20 protein-coding genes, 1 other RNA gene and 1 other annotated feature (1 of these 22 running past the window's edge) are annotated in these 21,733 nt (G+C 40.6%); of the genes, 19 read left to right on the top strand and 2 right to left on the bottom strand.

Annotated features, from left to right (window positions below; all coding sequences use genetic code 11):
• Positions 1–20: a binding site (T-box leader), on the top strand (it extends 205 nt beyond the left edge of the window).
• A 106-nt stretch (positions 21–126) separates the two neighbouring features.
• The 3 genes from hisS to ssrS all read left to right on the top strand — a co-directional run bounded on the left by hisS (position 127) and on the right by ssrS (position 3,459).
• Positions 127–1,413: a histidine--tRNA ligase gene (hisS, locus tag AC0VYO_RS15235; protein ID WP_194219433.1), complete on the top strand. Its 1,287-nt coding sequence runs from the start codon at positions 127–129 to the stop codon at positions 1,411–1,413.
• A complete protein-coding gene (gene aspS / locus AC0VYO_RS15230) occupies positions 1,410–3,197 on the top strand; it encodes an aspartate--tRNA ligase (RefSeq protein ID WP_283153941.1) in 1,788 nt (595 codons plus the stop codon). Before hisS ends, aspS begins: the two co-directional genes overlap by 4 nt.
• Positions 3,198–3,275: 78 nt before the next feature.
• Positions 3,276–3,459, top strand: a non-coding RNA gene (ssrS, locus tag AC0VYO_RS15225) — 6S RNA.
• A gap of 417 nt (positions 3,460–3,876) precedes the next feature.
• Here the strand turns inward: ssrS and AC0VYO_RS15220 are convergent.
• Positions 3,877–4,545: an RsfA family transcriptional regulator gene (locus AC0VYO_RS15220; RefSeq protein WP_430244084.1), complete on the bottom strand. Its 669-nt coding sequence runs from the start codon at positions 4,543–4,545 to the stop codon at positions 3,877–3,879.
• A 150-nt stretch (positions 4,546–4,695) separates the two neighbouring features.
• Positions 4,696–6,039 (bottom strand): AAA family ATPase, encoded by a 1,344-nt coding sequence (locus AC0VYO_RS15215; RefSeq protein WP_194219437.1) that lies wholly within the window; start codon positions 6,037–6,039, stop codon positions 4,696–4,698.
• 147 nt (positions 6,040–6,186) lie between these two features.
• Between AC0VYO_RS15215 and AC0VYO_RS15210 the strand changes: the two genes are divergently transcribed.
• The 16 genes from AC0VYO_RS15210 to greA all read left to right on the top strand — a co-directional run bounded on the left by AC0VYO_RS15210 (position 6,187) and on the right by greA (position 21,616).
• The gene (locus AC0VYO_RS15210; protein WP_475365539.1) at positions 6,187–6,894 is read left to right on the top strand and encodes a YczE/YyaS/YitT family protein; all 708 of its coding nucleotides are present in this window, start codon (positions 6,187–6,189) and stop codon (positions 6,892–6,894) included.
• Entirely contained in the window at positions 6,827–7,246 is a 420-nt protein-coding gene (gene cymR, locus AC0VYO_RS15205) for a cysteine metabolism transcriptional regulator CymR (protein ID WP_160918687.1), read from the top strand. Before AC0VYO_RS15210 ends, cymR begins: the two co-directional genes overlap by 68 nt.
• Before the next feature lie 37 nt (positions 7,247–7,283).
• Complete coding sequence (locus AC0VYO_RS15200; RefSeq protein ID WP_475367770.1) at positions 7,284–8,426, top strand: cysteine desulfurase family protein; 1,143 nt, start codon at positions 7,284–7,286, stop codon at positions 8,424–8,426.
• A gap of 44 nt (positions 8,427–8,470) precedes the next feature.
• Positions 8,471–9,586, top strand: a complete 1,116-nt coding sequence (gene mnmA, locus AC0VYO_RS15195) for a tRNA 2-thiouridine(34) synthase MnmA (RefSeq protein ID WP_194219440.1) — start codon at positions 8,471–8,473, stop codon at positions 9,584–9,586.
• Positions 9,587–9,694: 108 nt separating this feature from the next.
• Positions 9,695–10,363 carry a tetratricopeptide repeat protein gene (locus tag AC0VYO_RS15190; protein WP_194219441.1) on the top strand — a complete coding sequence of 223 codons (669 nt, stop codon included), beginning with the start codon at positions 9,695–9,697 and terminating at the stop codon, positions 10,361–10,363.
• Between the two features lie 27 nt (positions 10,364–10,390).
• Positions 10,391–12,661, top strand: coding sequence for an SF1B family DNA helicase RecD2 (recD2, locus tag AC0VYO_RS15185; protein WP_194219442.1), 2,271 nt, complete (start codon positions 10,391–10,393; stop codon positions 12,659–12,661).
• 177 nt (positions 12,662–12,838) lie between these two features.
• Positions 12,839–13,027, top strand: a complete 189-nt coding sequence (locus AC0VYO_RS15180) for a hypothetical protein (protein WP_194219443.1) — start codon at positions 12,839–12,841, stop codon at positions 13,025–13,027.
• A 29-nt stretch (positions 13,028–13,056) separates the two neighbouring features.
• On the top strand, positions 13,057–14,112 hold the full coding sequence (locus AC0VYO_RS15175; protein ID WP_242057263.1) for an AI-2E family transporter: 1,056 nt from the start codon (positions 13,057–13,059) through the stop codon (positions 14,110–14,112).
• Positions 14,113–14,487: 375 nt separating this feature from the next.
• On the top strand, positions 14,488–17,121 hold the full coding sequence (gene alaS, locus AC0VYO_RS15170; protein WP_475367769.1) for an alanine--tRNA ligase: 2,634 nt from the start codon (positions 14,488–14,490) through the stop codon (positions 17,119–17,121).
• A gap of 79 nt (positions 17,122–17,200) precedes the next feature.
• Positions 17,201–17,464, top strand: a complete 264-nt coding sequence (locus tag AC0VYO_RS15165) for an IreB family regulatory phosphoprotein (protein WP_048312684.1) — start codon at positions 17,201–17,203, stop codon at positions 17,462–17,464.
• 9 nt (positions 17,465–17,473) lie between these two features.
• Complete coding sequence (ruvX, locus tag AC0VYO_RS15160; protein ID WP_226614489.1) at positions 17,474–17,893, top strand: Holliday junction resolvase RuvX; 420 nt, start codon at positions 17,474–17,476, stop codon at positions 17,891–17,893.
• A gap of 12 nt (positions 17,894–17,905) precedes the next feature.
• Positions 17,906–18,196: a DUF1292 domain-containing protein gene (locus tag AC0VYO_RS15155; protein ID WP_475365535.1), complete on the top strand. Its 291-nt coding sequence runs from the start codon at positions 17,906–17,908 to the stop codon at positions 18,194–18,196.
• A gap of 273 nt (positions 18,197–18,469) precedes the next feature.
• Complete coding sequence (gene mltG / locus AC0VYO_RS15150) at positions 18,470–19,630, top strand: endolytic transglycosylase MltG (protein ID WP_242057264.1); 1,161 nt, start codon at positions 18,470–18,472, stop codon at positions 19,628–19,630.
• Positions 19,631–19,716: 86 nt separating this feature from the next.
• Entirely contained in the window at positions 19,717–20,361 is a 645-nt protein-coding gene (locus tag AC0VYO_RS15145; RefSeq protein WP_475365534.1) for an O-methyltransferase, read from the top strand.
• A 60-nt stretch (positions 20,362–20,421) separates the two neighbouring features.
• Complete coding sequence (gene udk, locus AC0VYO_RS15140; protein ID WP_194219448.1) at positions 20,422–21,057, top strand: uridine kinase; 636 nt, start codon at positions 20,422–20,424, stop codon at positions 21,055–21,057.
• An 82-nt stretch (positions 21,058–21,139) separates the two neighbouring features.
• Positions 21,140–21,616 carry a transcription elongation factor GreA gene (gene greA, locus AC0VYO_RS15135; RefSeq protein ID WP_194219449.1) on the top strand — a complete coding sequence of 159 codons (477 nt, stop codon included), beginning with the start codon at positions 21,140–21,142 and terminating at the stop codon, positions 21,614–21,616.
• Positions 21,617–21,733: the final 117 nt, after the last annotated feature.

Here is a 21,733-nt window from a genome sequence, read left to right as displayed (position 1 = left end):
GGGTAACTCTCGTCCCTGAATTTCGATTCAGGGATGGGAGTTTTTTTGTATCCAAAAAAAGGATTTAGCCCATTAGAATTAGCCGTTAGAAGAGCTTCTTGCTAGTGATTAAAGGAGGATATAAACATGAGTTTTCAAATTCCTAGAGGTACTCAGGATATTGTTCCTGGTACGTCGGAGTTATGGCAATACATTGAAGATAAGGCAAGAGATATTTGCCGCAGATACAATTATCATGAACTTCGAACGCCAATATTTGAGCATACCGAGTTATTTCAACGCGGAGTAGGCGATACAACAGATATCGTTCAAAAAGAAATGTATACATTTGAAGACCGCGGTAATCGTAGTTTAACACTCCGACCTGAAGGAACAGCTTCGGCGGTTCGAGCTTATGTGAATAACAAGATGTACGGTTTACCCGAGCAGCCAGTTAAACTGTATTACATCGGCCCTATGTTCCGCTATGAACGTCCTCAATCTGGGCGGATGAGACAATTTGTTCAGTTCGGAATTGAAGCGTTAGGAAGTAATGACCCTTCGATTGATGCCGAGGTTATTGCGCTTGCGATGAGTTTGTATCAAGAATTGGGACTTAAAAAGCTTAAACTATATTTGAATAGTCTCGGTGATAAAGAAAGTCGTGAGGCACACCGTCAGGCATTAATTAATCATTTTGAGCCAAGAATCGGAGAGTTTTGTAGCGATTGTCAAAATCGCCTGGAGAAAAACCCCTTACGTATTCTTGATTGTAAAAAGGATCGTGACCATGAATTAATGGGAACTGCGCCTTCCATCATCGATTATTTAAATGAGGAATCGACTGTTTACTTTACAAAAGTAAAAGAAGCCTTAGATCAAATGGGAATTGATTATGTTCTTGATGACCGCCTTGTACGCGGATTAGATTATTATAATCACACAGCATTTGAAATCATGAGCGACGCTGACGGCTTTGGAGCTATTACGACGTTGAGCGGTGGTGGTCGCTATAATGGACTTGTTGAAGAGATGGGTGGCCCATCAACACCTGGAATCGGTTTTGCAATGAGCATTGAGCGTCTATTAATGGCATTGGAAGCAGAAGGTGTTGAGCTCCCGATTGAAAAGACAATTGATTGTTATGTTGTCACAATGGGGGAAGAAGCACAAAAGGTTTCTAATGGCCTTGTTCAGAAGCTTAGAAATGCTGGGATTTCCACAGAGCGAGACTACCTTGATAAGAAGATGAAAGGTCAGTTTAAAGCGGCTAATCGACTCAAATCAAAGTACGTAGCTATTCTAGGTGATGAAGAAATTGAAAAGAATGAAATTAACATTAAAGATATGAACTCAGGTGAGCAAGAATCAATAGATTTAACACATGTTGATTCTTATCTGAAAGGGAAATTAAAGGAGGAAGTTGGAGAATGATCGGAAGAAGCCATTCATGCGGGAAAATTCGTGAAAGCGAGATCGGGCAAACAGTAGAATTAAAAGGTTGGGTTCAAAAGCGTCGTGATCTTGGTGGATTAATCTTCATTGATTTTAGAGACCGTTCAGGTATTGTACAGGTTGTATTCAATCCAGACCTTTCAAAAGAAGCGCTTGAACTTGCTGAGAAAGTTAGAAGTGAATACGTACTAGGCATTACTGGTAAAGTAGTATCTCGTGCGGAGGGAACGGTTAATCCGAATCTTCCAACAGGGTCGATTGAGGTACATGCTGAATCACTTGAAATCCTCAATGCTGCGAAGAATCCTCCCATTAGCATTGCGAACGATGTAGAAGTTGGAGAAGATATTCGCTTGAAATATCGCTACCTGGACTTGAGACGTCCGGTGATGCAAGAGACATTCAAGCTCCGTCATCGAACAACTAAAGTCATTCGTGATTTCCTGGATCATAATGAATTTCTTGAAATTGAAACTCCAATGTTAACAAAAAGTACACCTGAGGGCGCTCGTGATTACTTGGTACCAAGCCGTGTGCACGAAGGAGAGTTCTACGCTCTTCCGCAATCTCCGCAGCTCTTTAAACAACTGTTAATGGTTTCAGGATTTGAACGTTATTACCAGGTCGTTCGCTGCTTCCGAGATGAGGATCTTAGAGCGGACCGTCAACCTGAATTTACTCAAGTCGACATTGAAACATCCTTCCTTCCAAAAGAAGATTTAATTGCGATGATGGAAGAAATGATGAGTGCGGTATTGAAGGAAACGAAGGGATTAGAAATTGAAAAGCCATTCCAACGCATGACTCATGCTGAAGCGATGAATCGCTACGGATCAGACAAACCTGATACGCGTTTTGAAATGGAATTTGTGGATGTATCTGATCTTGTAAAAGACTCTGACTTTAAAGTATTCTCTAGTGCTGTTTCTTCTGGTGGAGCTGTTAAAGGTATTAATGCAAAAGGTGCAGCAAGTAAGTACTCACGTAAAGATATCGATGCTTTAACAGAGTATGTGAAAACGTACAAAGCAAAAGGACTTGCATGGTTAAAAGTAGAGGAAGATGGTTTGAAAGGCCCTATTTCTAAATTCTTTGACGAGGCTCTTGCATCTCAACTAAAAGAAGCATTCGATGCAGAAGCGGGTGACCTTCTTCTGTTCGTAGCTGACAGTAAATCTGTTGTATCAGACAGTCTCGGTTCTCTTCGTTCAAAGCTTGGAAAAGACCTCGACCTTATTGACTATTCCAAGTTTAATTTCCTTTGGATCATGGACTTCCCACTGATGAGTTACGATGAAGAAGCTGATCGTTATTTTGCGGAACATCATCCGTTTACAATGCCGTTGAAAGAAGACCTTCATCTTCTTGAAGAAGAGCCAGGAAAAGTTCGTGCAGATGCATATGACCTTGTCCTAAATGGTTATGAGTTAGGTGGAGGTTCCCAACGTATTTTCCAGCGTGATATTCAGGAAAAAATGTTTAAAGCGTTAGGATTTACAAAAGAAGAAGCAGAGGAAGAATTTGGTTTCCTTCTTGAAGCGTTCGAATACGGTACCCCACCACATGGTGGAATTGCATTTGGTCTTGATCGTCTCGTGATGTTGCTTGCAGGAAGAACGAACCTTCGCGACACAATTGCTTTCCCTAAAACAGCTAGCGCAAGCTGCCTGTTAACAGAAGCTCCTTCTCCAGTTAGTGAGGATCAACTAAAGGAGCTGAATCTTGAGCTAGCTAAGAAGCCAGTGGGTGCTGAGAAAGAGTAAAAAATAATAAAAAGGACCTAATACCTGATGATTGAAATCGGTTTGAAGGTCTGCTATAATTCAATTACAAGTTAACGAAGAGTCCTGAAGTGTTCGTTTACTTCCATAATAATTTGAGCCAACACTTTTACAACGGGAGCCTGACTCTTTCCATTCAAAGTACATGCCTCGGTAGCTGAGGACTTACGGAGAATGGGATAAGGCACCCACCTGCCAATGCAGGTTCAACGATTATGGAAAGGACGGCACAGTTGGGGCTCTTCTATTTTTATGACAATTAATAAAGCATCCGTTCATTTTGAACGGATGCTTTTTCTGTTTGAATGGTTTATTAAGTGTTCTAGTTCAAGAGTTCCAATATCTCCGTTTCTAAACGCTCGTCTCCACTTTTTTTGTCCAGCTGCAGTGGGCAGCCACTCGGTCACTTCACCCTCCAAATCGAACACAAAGGGCGTGTTCAATTTGGAGGGCTCCAGTGCTTGTCGAGGCTAAACGCCCACTTCCGCTTTTGGTGTCTAGCTGCAGCGCCCAGCCTCTCGATCGCTTCCGCTTTTCATGATCTAGCTGCAGTGGGCAGACCCTCGGTCACTTCACCTTTTCATCCGAACACAAAGAGCGTGTTCAAATGAAAAGGCTCCAGTGCCTGCCGTGTCTAAACGCCCACTTCTGCTTTTCGTTTTCACCTTGCGACTTTTTCTAGGTTCCCATTCTTATCCATTTTAAATGTTGGGACGTTGTGGTCTTCGTTGTCGTTTAGGACGACCATTCTTCTGGCTCGGTCCATGATTTGGATGAGGGATTGGTAATCTTCTTTCATGATTTGTTGTTCGTTCTCGAGTGTTTTGATTTTTTGATGAAGAAGGGTGTTTTCTTCTTTTAGGTGTTGATTCTCTGATTCTAGTTTCTCGACATTTGTTCTAAGTCTGTTTGTTGAGGAAGCGGATTGTTCTAAGTTTGATAAGAATGAGATTACTTCTCTCATAGTCATTTCTTTTTTCATTTGTACCGGTTCGGTATATGATATTGAAGTTTCAATTAATGGTTGTGAGATTGGTTGTTCTTGGGTGGAAACAGTCGTATGTGTTTCTTTATTTGTGTATTCAGGCTGCCTTCGTTCGGCTCGTTTCATTTCTTTTCGCTGCTTTTTCGCTAGCTTTAAGGCCTGCTCGTATCTTTCGCGGACAATGGCATTCCAGCGGAATCCTACAGCGGCTGATGTGCGACTTAGTCGATCACCAACTTCATCAAAGGCTTTTAATTGCGTACTGCCTTCTCTTACATGCCGCAGCACTGTTTCGGCAAGCATTAAATCATCTTCATGAGACCAGGCATCTTGTCTTACTTTCATTTTCATTCAGCTCCTTTATGTGATTAACATTTTTGCGTTTTGAAAGTAATCATAGCTTTGCCAGTATGGAAGAATTTATACAGAAGTCTTGTAAATTTGAGGTAGATTGCAAGAGTGAATAGAAAAAACAGCAGAGCATAAGCCCTGCTGTTAAGATTTCTTGCTATCGGATTTGATGCGTTCAGCGAAATAATCAAGTCTCTTTTGGATCGTTCTTTCGTGCCCGCGCTCAGTAGGTTTATAGAACGTTTTTCTGACCATGTGATCAGGAAGGTACTGTTGAGGGACATATCCTCCTGGATAGTCATGCGGGAATTTGTAGTCAATCCCATGCCCTAGTTCTGAAGCTCCTTTGTAGTGTGAGTCACGTAAATGAATAGGAACTGTTCCGTTTTTTTCTTTTTTTACTGCTGCAAGTGCAGCATCTATACCTGAAATCACCCCATTGCTTTTTGGAGCGGTGGCAAGATATAACGCTGCTTCGGCTAGTGGAATTCTAGCTTCCGGCATACCGATAAATTCGACCGCATAGCTGGCCGCATGGGCAATCAGAAGTGCGTTTGGGTCGGCTAATCCAACATCCTCGGCAGCATGGACATAAAGGCGTCTCGCGATAAATCTAGGATCTTCACCTGCATAGATCATTTTTGCTAACCAGTAAAGCGTAGCGTCTGGATCAGATCCTCGTATACTTTTAATAAAGGCCGAAACGGTATCGTAGTGATTATCGCTATCCTTGTCATATTGAAGCACGCGTTGCTGGATGGATTCTTCTGCAATTGCAAGACTAATTACAAGCTTCCCATCTTTATTTGGAGTCGTTGTAAGGATGGCGAGTTCTAACGCGTTTAGAGCTGTTCTAGCGTCTCCATTAGAAACGTCTATGAGATGCTCAATGGCTTCATCCTCGATTTCAACATCGTATCTTCCAAAGCCGCGATCCTTGTCGTTAATCGCCTGATAAAGAATGTTTTTAATAGTTGTTTCATTAAGATGTTCAAATCGAAATAATCTTGAACGAGAAAGAAGAGCCGCATTAATTTCAAACATTGGGCTTTCTGTTGTTGCTCCGATTAACACGATCGTTCCATCTTCAACAAAAGGAAGAAGTGCATCCTGCTGTGATTTATTAAAGCGATGGATTTCATCTATAAAGAGCACCGTTTTTTGATCATCAAGCTTTAAGCGATCTTTTGCTTCAGACGTGAGTCTTCTAATGTCAGCTACTCCTGAAGTAACAGCATTTAACTGTTCGAAATGAGCAGATGTAGTGTTGGCTATAATACGTGCAAGTGTTGTTTTACCGGTTCCTGGTGGACCGAAAAAAATCATTGGAGTAAGTTGATCAGCTTGGATGGCTCTTCTCAATAATTTGCCATCACCAATAATATGGTCTTGGCCGATAAATTCTTCAATGGATCTAGGTCGCATTCTGCTAGCGAGAGGTCCAGAAGAAGTATTGTTGTTTTCTTTTGGGTAATCAAATAAATCCATAGAACACCCGTCCTTTCATAGTTATTTGAAACATACTATACGGGTTTTGGAAATGCAAGAAAAACCGGTTCGTGCTATAATAGCGAAGGTTTACTAACAGAATCAATGGCTAAATAGATGAGAGAAGATTGAGTTAAGAGGGATGAGATGAAACCAGATAACAAAGGCATACCATGGTTCTGGATGAGCTGGGGAATATTTGTATTAGGTCTTTTGGTTATGGCTTTTGGCATTTCTCTGATGATTAAAGCTGAATTCGGTAGCGCGCCATGGGATGTCTTCCATATTGGACTGTATCAGCAGTTTGGATTAACAATTGGCACATGGTCAATTCTAATTGGTTTTCTGATTATAGGCTCGACTTCATTATTAGATCGAACCTGGCCAAAATTAGGTGCTTTTCTAAACATGCTGCTTGTAGGTGTGTTTATCGATATTTATATATGGGTTCCTTTTTTTAAAACTCCGGATCATTTGATAGGCAAATTGGTTATGCTTGTTAGTGGTATTCTGATCATGGGGTACGGCATCGGTCTCTATATTGCAGCAGATCGTGGAGCAGGTCCAAGAGATAGTTTGATGCTTGTATTAACAGAACGAACGGGATGGAAGGTACAACATATCCGACTTACTATGGAAATAGTTGTCCTTTCTCTTGGATGGCTTTTGAATGGTCCTATTCATGTGGGAACACTTTTGTTTTGTATTACGATAGGGCCAATTGTGGGTTATTCATTGCCACAGTGCAAAAAACTTGTGGCTCGATTGATAGAAAGAGGTGGCAGGTTTGAAGATATCAACAAAAGGAAGATACGGATTAACAATTATGATGGAGTTAGCAAAAAAGCACGGTGATGGTCCGATTTCTTTAAAGTCCATTGCTAGAAGCAAAGATTTATCAGAGCATTACCTTGAACAGCTAGTCGCTCCATTAAGAAATGCTGGTCTTGTTAAGAGTGTTAGAGGGGCATATGGTGGTTATATTCTAGCGCAAGAAGCAAGTTCAATTACAGCGGGAGATATCATTCGTGTTCTAGAAGGACCCATTAGTCCTGTTGAAGTTATGGACGATGAAGAACCTGCTAAACGTGATCTGTGGTTAAAAATACGAGACGCTGTGAAAGATGTTCTCGATTCTACAACGCTAGAAGATCTTGCCACCTATGAAGGTGAAGGAGAGCAAGATAGTTATATGTTTTATATTTAGTAGCCGGCTCACTGCTGGTAGTAAGAGGTGACTAATAATGAGTGCAATTTATATGGATCATGCTGCGACCTCTCCGGTCCATCCCGATGTTATTGAAGCGATGGTTTCATCACTAAAAAGTGATTTTGGTAATCCTTCAAGTATTCATCAGTTTGGCCGTAAGTCGCGTCATGCACTTGATGAAGCGAGAAACAATCTTGCGAGCAGTATTCATGCTCGAGCTAATGAAATTATTTTCACAAGTGGGGGTACAGAAGCAGATAATCTAGCAATTGTAGGAGCTGCTAAAGGAAACCTTGCTAAAGGAAACCATATTATCACAACAGAGATTGAGCATCATGCTGCACTGAATGCTTGTAAAGTACTTGAAAAAGAAGGATATGTTGTAACGTACTTACCTGTAGATGAGAATGGTAGAATTTTTATAGATGATCTAGAAAAGGCGATTCGGCCAGAGACAATCTTAATAACAGTTATGTATGGTAATAATGAAGTTGGGACAGTACAGCCAATTGCAGAGATCGCCAGGTTGGCAAACGATTCTGATATTCTGTTTCATACCGATGCCGTTCAAGCGTATGGCTTAATCGATCTTGATGTAAAGCAACTTGGCGTAGATCTTCTTTCTGTTTCAGCACATAAAATCAACGGTCCAAAGGGCGTTGGCTTTCTTTATGTTAAGGATGGGACAAAGCTGTTGCCTCATTCATTTGGCGGTGAACAGGAGAGAAAACGACGAGCAGGTACGGAGAACGTTGCTGGCATTGTAGGAATGGAGAAGGCAGCTGAATTAATGCGGATTGATCGAGAAGCGAAAGTGGAGCTTTATCAGAATATGAAGCAAGTGATGCTAGGTGTTTTTGAAGAAGCATCCATTCCTTATCGTATCAACGGTGATCAGGATCATATTCTTCCACATGTATTCAATGTTAGTTTTTTAGATGCAAAAGTGGAACCGATGTTAATGAATCTAGATCTTGCAGGTATTGCAGTATCGAGTGGTTCGGCCTGTACGGCTGGATCGCATGAACCTTCACATGTGTTGACAGCGATGTTTGGTGATAATGAGAGAACACAAACGGCCATTCGTTTTAGCTTTGGATATGGAAATGCAATTGAAGATGCCACAAAAGCTGCGAGTGAAGTCGTTAAGATTGTCAATCGTTTGAAGAAGTTATAAAATAGTCAGGACACAATTTGTGTTAAAGAAGAGGAGGTGCAACCATGGCAGCACGTAAGAATGAAGATATACGAGTCGTGGTTGGAATGTCCGGAGGTGTTGATTCATCAGTAGCTGCATTAATGTTGAAAGAACAAGGCTATGACGTGATCGGCATTTTTATGAAAAACTGGGACGACACCGACGAAAACGGGGTATGCACAGCAACAGAAGATTACGATGATGTTATTCGTGTATGCAACCAGATCGGCATTCCGTACTACGCAGTCAACTTCGAGAAGCAATACTGGGATAAAGTGTTTACTTATTTCCTAGATGAATATAAAGGTGGGCGTACACCAAATCCTGATGTTATGTGCAACAAAGAAATTAAATTCAAAGCATTTCTTGAACATGCACTAACGCTTGGAGCAGATTACCTTGCGACAGGGCACTATGCGCAAGTGGTCGAACGCGACGGAGAAGTCAAAATGCTTCGTGGTGTAGACGACAATAAAGATCAAACTTACTTTTTGAATCAGCTCACGCAAGAGCAACTTTCTAAAGTAATGTTCCCGCTTGGAGGCATCGAGAAGAAAAAAGTTCGAGAGATTGCGGAAGAAGCGGGTCTTGCTACAGCTAAGAAAAAGGATAGCACAGGAATTTGCTTTATCGGCGAGCGTAATTTCAAAGAATTTCTTGGACAATATCTTCCTGCTCAACCAGGCAAAATGATGACGCTTGGTGGAGAAGAAAAAGGACAACATGATGGATTGATGTATTATACAATTGGTCAGCGTCATGGCCTTGGAATTGGTGGCGACGGTGAACCGTGGTTCGTGGTAGGTAAGAATCTTGACGATAATGTTCTTTATGTTGACCAGGGTTTCCATAATGATCTCTTATACTCTGATTCCCTTATTGCAGTGAATTCAAGCTGGGTTTCGAATCTTCCGATAGAAGAGCATATCTCTTGCACAGCGAAATTCCGCTATCGTCAAAAAGATTCAGGCGTTACGGTGGAAAAGCTGGATGACGATCGCTTGAAAGTAACATTTGATGAACCAGTACGCGCTATTACACCTGGACAAGCCGTTGTTTTCTATAACGGTGATGAGTGTCTCGGCGGAGCAACGATTGATCAAGTATTTAAGAATGCAAGTGAACTAACATACGTTTAACAATTAGCCTCATTTCGAAATGAAATGAGGCTGTTTTTTAGGTGGAGAAACCGCCGCTAACTTATGCTAAACTAGAGATTAAGTTAAAGAAATAAGGAGTTTTTTTAAATGAGTAATAAAAATGAACAAGCGATTGAAGCAATGAATAATGGACAATTAGAAAAAGCTGTAACGCTACTTTATGAAGCAATAGAAGAGAATCCTAAAGATCCAGTTGCTTATACGAATATTGGAAATCTCCTCGCACAGGCAGGAGAAATTAAGCAGGCTGTCGCATATTTTGAAAAAGCGATTGATTTGGATGAAACGCAGGGGACTGCTTATTATGGCGCAGGAAACGCATTCTTTGAACTAGAGCAGTATAAAGACGCTGCAGACATGTACCAGAAAGCAATCCAGCAGGGGCTTGACCAAAGTGATGTTCACTTTATGATTGGTCAGTGCTTTATGATGCAGGATGCACTTCGATTAGCATTACCTTTCTTCCAGAGAGCTGTTGAGCTCAATGAGGAAGATACGGAAGCGCGTTTTCAGTATGCACTTTGTCTCGCGCAAGATGGGGCAATCGATGTAGCGCTTCCTCAGTTTGAGAGAGTCGTTGAAGAGGATCCGGATCATGCCGATGCGTGGTTTAATTTAGGTGTGAGCTATGCTTATCAAGAAAATTTGACGAAAGCAATAAGCTGTTTTGATCGTGCACTCGCTATCCAACCAGATCATCTCTTAGCAGGAAACGGGAAGAAACAAATGGAACAAGCGATGAACAATAACAATTAAATTTTAAGTTATTGGAGAGAAGATCTTATGGATCAGCCACAAAAAGGGTATATCAAAGGAAGACCCATTCAAATGATTTTTTTTAATGAAGATAGTTTGTATGGAGTGGCAAGACTTCGGATTTCTGAAACGAACGAACCTTATGATGAGAAAGAAGTCGTCGTGAATGGAATGATTCCTCGACTTCTTGAAGATGAGACGTATGTATTTTACGGACGCTTTACGGATCATCCCCGTTATGGGAAACAGTATGCTGTTGAATCATTTGAGAGACAGATGCCTGAATCAAAGCCAGGGCTTATCCAATATTTATCTAGTGATTTATTCCATGGAATTGGTGAAAAGACAGCTGAATCGATTGTTGATGTGTTAGGTGAGCGCGCCATAGCTAAAATTATGCGTGATCCATCAATATTAAGTAAGGTTCCAAAGCTATCTGAAGAAAAAGCAAAGGGACTATATGATTCTCTAATGGAGCATCAGGGGCTTGACCAAATTATGATTCGATTAACTGAGTTAGGATTTGGACCGAGACTATCGATGAAAATTTTTAAAGCCTATAAGCAAGAAACGCTCGAGATTGTTGAGAAAAATCCATATCAGCTTATTCAAGATGTGGAAGGTATTGGTTTTCGACGTGCGGATGATTTAGGGAGATCGATTGGTATTGAAGGAAAGCATCCTGATCGCATTCGGGCAGCATGTCTTCATACGTTAAATGAACAAACGTTACAGGAGGGACATGTGTATCTTGAGTACGATGCATTGATTCAATCTGTGAATGAGTTACTAGGTGATAAGCTTGATGAAGCAGATATTTCAAGGGAACTGATCTCTCTTTACGAGAGTGATAAATTGATTCTTGATCGAGAGAGAATCTATTTACATTCACTTTACTATGCTGAAAAAGGTCTTGTGACTGGATTAAATAATGTGATGTCGCAAACGGAGTATGCTGACTCTTTTCCGGAATCTGAATTCTATCGCGCTCTAGGAGACCTTGAAGAACGACTTGGTATTCAATACGCTCCCTCACAGCGTGAAGCGGTACAAAAAGCAATCGCTTCTCCGTTTATGATTTTAACTGGCGGACCAGGTACGGGGAAAACCACGGTTATTAAAGGGATTGTGGAGCTCTATGCTGAGTTAAATGGACTTTCACTCGAACCGAAAGATTACTCAAAGGATAAGCCGTTTCCAGTGCTACTTGTAGCACCAACAGGAAGAGCAGCGAAACGGATGAGTGAAGCAACAGGACTACCGGCTTTTACGATACATAGATTACTTGGGTGGAAAGGTGAGGCGGGATTTGAGCATGATGAGAATAATCCGATTGAAGGCAGGTTGTTAATTGTCGACGAAGTATCCATGGTTGACGTGTGGCTTGCCAATCAATTATTTAAATCCTTACCATCTCAAATTCAAGTGATTGTTGTTGGTGATGAAGACCAACTTCCTTCGGTAGGGCCAGGACAGGTGCTCAAGGATATGATCGATTCACATGCAGTTCCCGTTAGTAAACTGACGGACATTTATCGACAAGCTGAAGGCTCTTCGATTATTGATCTCGCGCACTCTATTAAAGAAGGAGAGCTTCCAGAAGAGTTTCGGAAACCAACGCCTGATCGGAGGTTCTTTCCTTGTTCCCAAGCACAGATTATAGAGGTTGTCTCGCAAGTGTGTGGCAATGCATTAAAGAAGGGATACTCTCCTCGGGATATTCAAGTTCTGGCTCCAATGTATCGAGGATCGGCAGGAGTGGATCGGCTAAATCAGGAGCTTCAAAAGCTGTTTAATCCTGCAACAGAGCAGCGAAGAGAGCTTTTGCATGGAGATCTCGTTTATCGAGTCGGTGATAAAGTTCTTCAACTTGTAAACAATCCTGAAGACAATGTCTACAATGGTGATATGGGCGAAGTTGTTTCTGTATTCTTTGCGAAAGAAAATATTGAAAAGCAGGATCAGCTTGTTGTTTCATTTGATGGACAAGAAGTAGTTTATGACAGGCCTGACTTTAATCAATTAACACATGCCTACTGCTGCTCCATTCATAAATCCCAGGGTAGTGAGTTTCCGATTGTTGTTCTTCCTATTGTAAGAGGGTATTATCGGATGCTACGAAAAAATCTTCTTTATACAGCCGTTACAAGGAGTAAGGATTATTTGATTTTATGTGGAGAAGAAGAGGCCATTAAACTAGCTATCCAAACAGAAGATGATCAGGTTCGAAACACGCAATTAACGGAGAAATTGCAAGAAATGATTGGGGAACAAAAGACAATTGAAGAGTCGATGTAGAAGCCAGAGAAAATCTCTGGCTTTTTTCTATTTAGCTTTACTAGGTAATTCACGCCTTATGAACATGAGGCTCTGTTGAAAAGAAGCGATTACTTTACAAATGCCGTATAGAATGATTTCAAACTGGACAGGATGGTGTATATCTTCTTAAATAGCTGGATTAGGAGGCATATGGAGATGGAATGTCCAAATTGTAAAAGTAAAAATATAGGGAAAATCGGGGCAAATCAATTCTATTGTTGGAACTGTTTTGTGGAAATGTCGATTATTAAAGGAGTTCTTTCCTTACACCAGGTGGAAGAGGACGGATCGCTGACATCCCTGGATGATTTATTTGAAGACTATGATATGCGAGTTGAGTTGTAGATGGTATTTGCTAGCAGGAGGGATTGACAGTGAAGCGTGAATGGAACCTGAACTGGATCATTTATTTAACGACCCTTCTGCTAGTTTTTTTATGCATTTATTTATTGCTGAAGCTTTCTCCAATTTGGGATCCGATCATCGATGTGTTAACTGTTTTAATTGTTCCATTTTTAATTGCTTCTCTTATAACTTATTTGCTTCATCCCATTGTAGAGAAAATTCATAAAGAAGGTTTGCCAAGAGGGATAGCTGTACTTTTAATCTATGTTCTGTTTTTTGGAGGTACTGGCTATGCGATTTTTAAGGGGCTTCCTCATATTGTGAAACAGTCACAGGAGTTAATGGAGAACGTTCCAATGTTCATTGATATGTATCGGGATGCTGTGCATCATACATATGACTTCACTTCAAATTTACCTCCTGCTTTACAAGGAAAGGTTGATCAAACTTTTCAGGATGTTGAAGATGCTGTTAACAATACATTGACATTGGCGGTTGAATTAGCAAAGAAGTTACTTAGTTCTTTTTTTGTCATTATGATTATTCCTTTCATCGTGTTCTATTTACTGAAGGATTTTGAGACGTTAAAAAAAACAGCATGGAGAATAACGCCACCTAAGTGGAGAGCACCCGGAAAGAACCTACTCATCCGAATAGATGAATCGCTTGGTAATTATATTCGAGGTCAATTTTTTGTCATTTCGGTGTTAGGTGTTCTTGCGGCACTGGGGTTCTGGTTGATTAAGCTTCCATATGCAATTCTACTGGGGATTATCGTTGGTATAACGGATATTATCCCATACTTTGGACCTTTTCTTGGCGCGGCTCCAGCACTATTAATTGCATCGACCGTTTCAGTTAAAATGACGATCATTACGATTATCGTTATTGTGGTTCTTCAGTTTATTGAAAGTAATATTCTATCGCCCTATATTGTTGGGAAAAGTCTGCACATTCACCCGGTCATCATAATTTTTGGACTTCTTGCAGGGGGAGAGATTGCTGGCGTAATCGGACTAATTCTTGCAGTGCCTGCTCTTGCGGTTCTGAAAGCACTCTTTCTCTATCGAAACGAAGATGAATGAAGCAATTGACAAACGAATGCTGCTCTGACTATAATAATCCCAGAGATTAAGAATTAAACACATTGACGGAACGAGTATGTTGACCCCTATTCTTGAATACGAACTGTATTCGTTAGAGAGAAGCTCCCTGGCTGTAAGAGCTTTAAGAACAAGATCAGCAGAAAGCTAATCCTGAGTGCGGGTTAATCCCCGCCGTCTCGACCTCGTTACGGTCGCTTGAGGTGATAGACAGTTTTGTCTATAACCAGGGTGGTACCGCGTGAGCATTTAAACAAAACTCTCGTCCCTGATTTATTCAGGGGTGAGAGTTTTTTTGCGTTCAAAAAACACCACCACCAAAATCCATTACTGAGTAACTAAAGGAGGATAATTAGTATGAAGAACTTATCATCAGCAGATGTAAGACAAATGTTTATCGATTTCTTTAAAGAAAAAAGTCATTCGGTGGAACCAAGTGCATCTCTTGTTCCACATGAGGATCCAACTTTACTGTGGATCAATAGTGGTGTAGCTACGCTTAAAAAATATTTTGACGGTCGCGTAACACCTGACAACCCAAGAATTGTAAATGCTCAAAAATCAATTCGTACAAACGATATTGAGAATGTAGGCAAAACAGCACGCCATCATACGTTCTTTGAAATGCTTGGGAACTTCTCTATCGGAGATTATTTTAAAGAAGAAGCGATTGAATGGGGATGGGAATTCCTAACTAGCGAGAATTGGATTGGCTTTGATGCTGATAAATTATCTGTCACAATTCATCCGGAAGATGATGAAGCATTTACCATTTGGAAAGAGAAAATTGGACTTCCAGAAGAGCGTATCATCCGTCTAGAGGGTAACTTCTGGGATATCGGGGAAGGGCCAAGTGGACCTAATACGGAAATTTTCTATGATCGTGGAGAAGAGTATGGTTTCGAAGATCCTAAAGAAGAACTTTATCCTGGTGGAGAGAATGAGCGTTATCTTGAAATCTGGAACCTTGTTTTCTCCCAATTTAATCATAACCCTGATGGTACTTATACACCATTACCTAAGAAGAATATTGATACGGGCATGGGACTTGAACGAATGGTATCGGTTATTCAGGATGCAAAAACAAACTATGATACAGACCTCTTTATGCCAACCATTCGTGAAACAGAGCGAATGGCAGAAGTGAACTATGGAGATTCCAGAGAGGGAGATACAGCATTTAAGGTAGTCGCTGATCATATTCGAACAGTTACATTTGCCATTGGTGACGGTGCCCTTCCATCGAACGAAGGTCGCGGATATGTACTAAGAAGATTACTTAGAAGAGCAGTTCGGTTCGCTAAGCAAATTGGTATTAACCGTCCATTCATGTATGAACTTGTACCAGTCGTTGGGGACATCATGGTTGAATTCTATCCTGAAGTTAATGCGAAGAAGGAATTCATCCAAAAAGTAATTAAGAATGAAGAAGACCGCTTCTATGAAACATTAAATGAAGGACTCTCAATTCTTTCAGACATTATGAAGAAAGAAAAAGAAGCTGGTAATCATGTCATCTCTGGTAGCGATGTGTTTCGACTTTATGATACGTACGGTTTCCCTGTGGAATTAACGGAGGAATATGCTGAAGAAGAAGGCATGGAAATTGATCGTACAGGTTTCGAACAGGAAATGGGAATGCAGCGTAAACGTGCTAGAGATGCTCGTCAGGATGTAGGTTCCATGCAGGTTCAAGGTGGCGCGCTTGGCGACATTTCAGTCGAAAGCGATTTTGTCGGTTATGAAGAGCGGTCTGTTGATACAGAAGTAGTCGCAATCATAAAAGATAAAGAGCTGACTGAGGTAGCGTCAGAAGGCGACGAAATCCAGGTTATTCTCCAAAGCACGCCTTTCTATGCTGAAAGCGGCGGGCAAGTTGCAGATCCTGGTATCATTCGTGGTGAAGATGTTCAACTTCGCGTAACGGATGTACAAAAAGCGCCAAATGGCCAACACGTCCATACGGCGGTTGTAGAATCTGGAACGATAAAAACTGGAGCAAAAATAACAGCTGAAATCAATCGTTCGAACCGTTCTGCAATTGTAAAGAATCATACGGCAACTCACTTGCTTCATCAGGCTTTAAAAGATGTTCTTGGTGAGCATGTAAACCAGGCTGGTTCACTCGTTGGTTCAGAGCGACTTCGCTTTGACTTCTCTCACTTTGGACAGATTACATCTGAAGAGCTTGAAGAGATTGAAAAACAAGTGAATGATCAAATTTGGGCTAATATTCCAGTGAATACGATGGTAAAGCCTATTGACGAAGCTAAAGCAATGGGAGCTATGGCATTGTTTGGTGAAAAGTATGGAGATTCTGTTCGCGTTGTACGTGTTGGTGATTATAGTCTTGAACTATGTGGAGGTACACACGTTCAAAATACAGCAGAAATTGGATTGTTTAAAATTCTTTCTGAATCAGGCATTGGTGCAGGAACGCGTCGTATTGAAGCTGTAACAAGCGAAGGAGCTTACCAGGTTCTAAATCAACAAGTATCAATTTTGAAAAATACGGCTGACTTGTTAAAATCAAATGTGAAGGATGTTCCATCAAGAACAGAAGCACTACTTGGTCAGATTCGTGAATTACAACGCCAAAATGACTCATTGACGTCAAAACTTGCAAATGTTGAGGCAAAACAGATGGCAGGAGATGTTCAAGAAGTAGACGGTGTGAAAGTAGTTGCTAAACGCATCGATACAGATATGAATAACCTTCGTAGTATTGTCGATGATCTGAAGGCACAGATTGGCAGTGTCATTGTTGTACTTGGTAGCGGTGCAGACGGGAAGGTTCAGTTAGCTGCTGGAATTACAGATGACCTCGTAAAAGAGGGATATCATGCAGGGAAATTGATTAAAGAGCTTGCTACTCGCTGTGGTGGCGGTGGCGGTGGCCGACCGGATATGGCGCAGGCAGGTGGCAAAAATCCAGAGAAACTGGATGATGCTCTTGCTTACACAACAGATTGGGTGAAATCCATTTCCTAATTTGGTTTTAGTAGTGTACAATAAGAATTAGTTGACTAGTTACGATTCTAGATGGGGATCGGAGAAAGAGGTGTAAGGAATGAGTTCGATGGACAAAACAATGAAATTTAATTTTCCAGACGACGCATATAATCATGATGTCCAGGAAGTGTTACTCACCGTCTATAGTGCTCTTCAAGAAAAGGGCTATAATCCGATTAACCAGATCGTGGGTTACCTCCTTTCTGGGGATCCGGCTTACATTCCGAGACACAATGATGCGAGAAGCTTAATTCGTAAGCTTGAAAGAGACGAATTAATTGAAGAGCTTGTGAAATCGTATCTTACTCATCATCAGGGATAAGGAGACAGCATGAAAACACTTGGATTGGATGTCGGTACAAAAACAATCGGCGTAGCGCTAAGCGATGCGATGGGATGGACGGCACAGGGATTAGAAACCGTGAAACGTAACCCAGAAGCGCAGGATGTGATTCCTGATCGTTTAATGGAAATCATTAATGGGAATGATGTCAGCAAGATTGTCGTTGGACTTCCTAAAAACATGAATGGCTCAATTGGTCCGAGTGGCGAAGCCTGCCAGGCATTTGCAGAACTTATTCAGACAACGACTAATATTCCAGTTGACATGTGGGATGAAAGACTAACAACCGTCGCTGCAGAACGCATGCTGATTAGTGCTGATGTGAGTCGTAAGAAGCGTAAGAAAGTGATCGACAAAATGGCTGCTGTTATGATTCTGCAAGGATACTTAGACAGCAAGCAAAATTAATGAGGTGAAAACATGGAGGAAAAAGAACGTATTATCATTCCAGATGAAAATGGAGACGAGCATCTATTTGAAGTTCTCTTTACATTTGATGTAGCTGAGAACGGTCAATCTTATATGACTGTAGTTCCTGCTGATCAAGCTGATAGTGAAGAGGAAGTGGAAGTTTATGCTTTCCGCTATGAAGAAGAGGACAATGAAGAGCGAGACTATAAGCTTTTCCCTATTGAATCAGATAAGGAATGGGAAATGGTCGAGGAAATGCTCAACACTTTCTCTGAAGAAGAAGAAGAAGATAGCGAGTAAATTTCAATCAAAAGCTGCCGGTGAAAATCGGCAGCTTTTTTTCTTGATTATACGTTTAGAATTACTGTGTCATGATCGGTTTGAGTAAGATTTCTTATGTGTTTGGATACCTTAGGGCAAAGAATCTTCTTACTGTTTTTTGGAAATGACTACAAACCTTTCAAATAACCTTGTATAATACATAATGGATAATTTTTGGCGAACGTTGGCATCCTTGCCGACAATATGTCGACATATAGTATAATAGATGAAGAATGAAAGGGGGCCACGGCGTTGTCTGATTTTAAGGACTTGTATAAAGAGAAGCTTATGAAGCGCCAGACCGAGAATCAAACGGTAAGAAAAATAGTGTTTATCATTTTACTGCTTTTAACCATAACGGTGGCTGCCGTTATAACAGGTGGTTACTTCTACATAAAAAACATACTCGAACCAGTTGATTCTGATAGCAAAGAAAAAGCAGCTGTGACTATTCCAATTGGATCTTCAACATCTTCAATTGGAGCTAAACTGGAAGAAGAAGGCATCATTAAAGATGGCACAGCTTTCCGTTATTACGTGAAATATAAGAATGAAAGCGGCTTTCAAGCAGGTGATTATGAACTTTCACCTTCTATGACGATGGATGAAATTATTGCCATTATGAAGAGTGGGAAAGTAATGAAAGAAGCTGTTGCCACTATATCTGTACCAGAAGGAATCTGGTTAGAAGACATAGCTGCTCGTATTGCGAAGGAACTTGACTTAAAGCAAGAAGATGTTATTAAGAAATTAGATGATGAGAAATACATGAAAGCTTTAGTGAATGAATATTGGTTTTTAACAGAAGATATTTTAAATGAAGACATTCGTCATCCGTTAGAGGGTTATCTCTTCCCTGCTACTTATGATTTTGAAGAAGAACCTTCAGTGGAAGTCGTTGTGAAAGATATGTTAGACAAAACTGATAGCGTCTTAAAAAAATATCGCTCTGAAATAGAAGATCGTGATTATTCCATCCATGAAATGATGACACTTGCTTCGATCATTGAAGAAGAAGCGTCAGCAAAAGCTGATCGAACAAAAATTTCGAAGGTGTTTTATAATCGTCTTGATAAGAATATGATCTTACAAACAGATCCTACGGTTGTATATGCGAGAGGAGAGCAATCAGGAGAAATCACCCAGGATGATCTTGATGCAAAGTCGCCTTATAATACGTATAAGCAAAAAGGTCTGCCGATTGGCCCTATTGCCAACCCTGGTGAGTCGTCAATCATAGCGGCAATAGAACCAGCCGATACAGAAGCACTTTATTTCTATGCTCGACCGAGTGGCGAAACGCTGTTCTCAGAGACTAATGAAGAGCACAATAAGAAAGTTGCTAAGTATAAGGAAGAGTGGACAGAGTATTATAAGAAGAAAGAGAAAGAAGAGAAAGAAAAAGAAGAATAAGAAATTTATGGGGAATGGCGAGTAAGACTACCATTCCCCTTTCGATTATGATAAAATTATTCGGGTTACATGAAGGAGGACCGATCATGATATCCGATCATGTGGAACAATATCTGGAATCTTTACGCCCGAATCGAGAAGACTTAATAAAAGAGATAGAAGAATATGCACGGGAAAAACATGTTCCAATTATGGAACAAACGAGTCTTGATGTGATGCTTCAACTCCTGACCTTTTTGAAACCGGGCCGAATATTGGAAATTGGTGCAGCCATTGGCTACTCAGCAATCCGTATGGCTGAGCGTTTGCCAGATACTGCTATACTTACTGTTGAACGAGATGAAACTCGTTATAATGAAGCGATCGCAAATATTGAAAAAGCAGGATACTCTGATAGAATAACCGTTTTATTTGGGGATGCATTTGAGCTGGCTGATGAGCTTAAGAGCTATGGTTCATATCAAGCGCTCTTCATTGACGCGGCCAAAGGTCAGTACCAGCGTTTTTTTGATGAATTTTATGATCAATTAGAAAAGGGCGGAGTAGTGTTTTCTGATAATATTCTCTTTAGAGGTATGGTAGCAGAAGAGGAGATCGAAGAGAAGCGCTTTAGATCAATGGTAAAAAAGCTCCGTCTTTATAATGAATTTTTAATATCCCATCCCGAACTAGATACTACAATATATCCTATTGGAGATGGATTAGCTGTTAGTCAGCGTAAAAACTCATGATGAAGAAAAGCCGACGTACGTATGTACGAGCGGTTTTTCTATAATAGAAGGGGAAGAATTATGGTTAATAGACCCGTAGTAATTGGTGTTGCCGGAGGTTCAGGCTCAGGTAAAACCACTGTAACAAGAGAGATATTTAAACAGTTTGCTGATCAATCAGTGTTAGTCATTGAACAGGATTCTTATTATAAAGATCAGAGTGAAAAGTCAATGCCTGAAAGACTAGGTACAAACTATGACCATCCACTAGCGTTCGATAATGACCTGTTAATTGACCATGTGAAAGAACTAATGTTATATAACCCTATTCAAAAACCTGTCTATGACTATACAGTTCACACAAGATCTGATAAAATTATCCCTGTCGAACCAAAAGATGTCATTATTTTGGAAGGTATCCTAATTCTTGAAGATGAACGTCTCCGTGATTTAATGGATATTAAGCTATTTGTAGACACGGATGCTGATCTCCGTATTTTAAGAAGAATGGTTAGGGATATCCGTGACAGAGGGAGAACGCTTGATTCTGTTGTAGAGCAATATACTTCAGTTGTTCGCCCCATGCATCTTCAGTTTATAGAACCTACAAAGCGTTACGCAGATATTATTGTTCCAGAAGGCGGGCAGAATAGAGTAGCCATCGACCTAATGGTAACGAAGATTCATACGATACTCGAAGATAAAGCCATGTTATAACGATTAAACGAGGTATATTTACCTCTTTTTTTCATACAGTTTATTACGATTGATGCCCTTAATTGATGAAGGAGTGAAAGAAATGGCAGAGGATAAAAAGTATTACATGACACAAGATGGTAAAGAAAAGCTTGAAAAGGAACTTGATTCCCTTAAAACAGAGAAAAGAAAAGAAGTAGTAGAACGAATTAAAATTGCTCGTAGTTTTGGAGATCTATCTGAGAACTCTGAGTATGACGCTGCAAAAGATGAGCAGGCATTTGTCGAGGCGCGTATTCAAACAGTTGAAAATATGATTCGTAATGCTGAAATTATTGAAGAAGACAATAGCTCATCGAATGTTGTATCAATAGGTAAGCGGGTTAAATTTGTTGAGATTCCAGATGGAGATGAAGAAGAATATATTATCGTTGGTAGTGCTGAAGCTGATCCATTTGAAGGGAAAATTTCAAATGACTCACCTATGGCAAGAAGTCTTCTCGGCCGTCAAATTGGAGAAAAGGTTAACGTGCAAACTCCAGGCGGAGAAATTCGCGTTGAAATTCTAGAAGTTAGCTAATAAATGCAATGTTTAAAAAGACAGCCAATCCGGCTGTCTTTTTCTATGGAATATCAATTGAATTAAAGTTATAAGTCAACAGCAAGTCCCAGGTTACTTATGTTTGAAATAGGGGAC

This window comes from Anaerobacillus sp. 63XJN7_4_ISO-PGPR-S23-413, assembly GCF_056173725.1.
This window is presented reverse-complemented; position numbering and strand designations above follow the sequence as displayed.